Below are 2,514 nucleotides of genomic sequence, written 5' to 3' on the forward strand. Positions count from 1 at the left end.
GGTCTTGCCGTGTGCGCAGGACAGCGCAGACGAGCAAGGCGCGACCGAGCCCCCCATGGGTGAGGGCGCTTCGCTTGCGAAGCATTGCTTCGCTTGCGAAGCATTGCTTCGCAAGCGCCCGAACGCCCAGCCGCCAGCGGCTGGGCCGGACTGGGGGATTCACGGCGCCCCCCGCAACCGGACCCACCCCGCCTCCCCACAGGAACCCCGCTGTTGCTGTTGCTGTTGCTGTTGCCTCCAGCAGGTGCAGGGCTGCAAGCCCTGCCAAACACCCCCCCTACGTCAAACGCAGCAGCAGGCTGCTGCCCGCACACACCACCGCCAACCAGGCCACGCCGTGCCATCCCCATTGCGCCAGCGCCAGGCTGCCCAGCGCACCGCCGGCGGCCATGCCGATGAACATGCCGGTGAACAGCAACGCATTGAGCCGGCTGCGTGCCGGCGGTACCAGGCCGTAGACCAGGGTCTGGTGCGCCACCAGCGCCGACTGGAAGCCGAAGTCGAACAGCAGCGCACTCACCACCAGCAACGGCAGCAGCGCGGCGGCCGGCAACCAGGCTTCGGCCAGCAGCAGGCCGAAGCCCAGCAGCGCCACCGCAATCGCCAGCCGTGCCACCGCATGGCACCCCAGTCGATCAGCGAAACGGCCGGCAAACGGCGCGGCCAGTGCACCGGCCGCACCCGCAATACCAAACGCACCCGCCGCCGCACTACCCAGACCCAGGCGGGCATGCAGCATCAGCGCCAGGGTCGACCAGAACGCGCTGAATCCCACGGCCAGCAGCGACTGGCTGGCCACCGCACGGCGCAACTGCGGCTGCTCGCGCCACAACGCCAACAACGAACCCAACAACGCCGGATAGCGCAGCGTACTGGTCGGCGCGAAGCGCGGCAGCGCACGCGCCATCACCGCGCCCATCGCCGCCACCGATACCGCCGCCAGCACGAACTGCGTGCGCCAACCCCACGCTTCAGCCACCACGCCACTGACCACCCGCGACAACAGGATGCCGAGCAGCAGGCCGGTCATCACCCGGCCGACGATCTGGCCGCGCTGCGCGTCCGGCGCCAGCACCGCCGCTGCGGGCACGATGTCCTGCGCCAGGGTGGCCGTCAGCCCGACAAGCAGGCTGGCCACCAGCAGGCCCGGCAGCTGCCCGGCCATTGCTGCTGCGCCCAGGGCGAGCGCCAGCAGCGCGGACTTCAACAGGATCAGGTGGCGGCGGTCAAAGCGATCGCCCAGCGGTGCCAGCAGCAGGATGCCCAGTGCGTAGCCGAGCTGGGTCAGGGTTGGCACCAGGCCGGCGGCGCGCTCACCTGCGCCGAGGTCCTGGGCTATCAGGCCCAGCATGGGCTGGCTGTAATACAGCGACGCGACCGAGAAGCCGGCACCGGCAGCCATTGCCAGCACCAACGGGGTGGAAGGTACGGTCACCGGTGCGGCCGCAACAGACAGCGAGGGGGTAGACATGGGAGAGCCCGGATAGGAAGTGGGCGTATCCTGCCTGTATTCGCCAGACGTCTGTAGTAGGCTCTGGTACATATATTTCATACGCCACATGCATGAATGACCTCGCCACCGGCGCTGATCGCCTGGATCTGCTGCGCACCTTCCTGCGCATCGTCGATGCCGGCAGCCTGTCTGCTGCGGCCCTGCAGCTGGGCACCACCCAGCCGACGGTCAGCCGACGCCTGCAGGCACTGGAGCGACAGCTCGGCCTGCGCCTGCTGCAGCGCTCCACCCACGGCCTGCAACTGACCGAGGACGGCCTGCGCTGCCAGCGTCATGCACAACGCGTGGTCGACGAATGGGAGTCGCTGCAGGCCGAACTGAACGGCGAACCGGAAACGCTGCGCGGACGCCTGCGGGTGATGGTGCCGCATGCCTTTGGCCAGGCGCAGCTGCTTCCGACCATGCTCGCGTTCCTCGCCCAGCACCCACAGCTGAGCCTGGAGTGGATCCTGGAAGATCGTCGTCCGGATTTCATCGCCGAAGGCATCGACTGCGCGGTGCGTGTGGGACCGGTCGACGAACCGCGCATGGTGGCACTGCCGCTGGCCGAAGTGCCGCGCATCGTCGTGGCAGCGCCCTCGCTGGTGGACGCCACGGCGGTCAGTACGCCGGAACAGGCGCAGGCACTGCCATGGATCTCGCTGGTCACCTACTACCGCGAACGCCTGCTGCTGCATGACGCGCAGGGGCGCGCGCATACCCTTTTGATCAGCCCGCGCCTGCTCAGCGACAACCTGTTCGTGGTGCAGCAGGCTGCACGCGCCGGGTTGGGCGCAGCGGTGGTCTCGGCCTGGCTGGTGGCCGACGACCTCGCCCAAGGGCGTCTGGTGCAGCTGCTGCCGGACTGGCAGGCGCCGGCACTGCCGGTGCATGTCGTGTTTCCTGCCGCGCGCCAGCAGCCGCCGCGGCTGCGCGCCTTCATCGATGCGATGAAGGCCGCACTGCCGCAGCTGCATGGCATGCGGCCGGCACCGCGTTAGGTCATCGGCCGCATCATCCAC

Annotated in this window: 2 protein-coding genes; one reads left to right on the top strand and one right to left on the bottom strand. The window is 69.1% G+C overall.

All coding sequences use genetic code 11. From position 1 onward, the window contains the following. Positions 1-277: 277 nt before the first annotated feature. Positions 278-1,471, bottom strand: coding sequence for an MFS transporter (locus tag BN1263_RS17820; RefSeq protein ID WP_058983084.1), 1,194 nt, complete (start codon positions 1,469-1,471; stop codon positions 278-280). Positions 1,472-1,563: 92 nt separating this feature from the next. Between BN1263_RS17820 and BN1263_RS17825 the strand changes: the two genes are divergently transcribed. After that, on the top strand, positions 1,564-2,493 hold the full coding sequence (locus tag BN1263_RS17825) for a LysR family transcriptional regulator (protein ID WP_058983086.1): 930 nt from the start codon (positions 1,564-1,566) through the stop codon (positions 2,491-2,493). Positions 2,494-2,514: the final 21 nt, after the last annotated feature.

The sequence above is a fragment of the Stenotrophomonas thermophila genome, from assembly GCF_001499715.1.
GTDB classification, from domain to species: Bacteria; Pseudomonadota; Gammaproteobacteria; order Xanthomonadales; family Xanthomonadaceae; genus Stenotrophomonas; species Stenotrophomonas hibiscicola.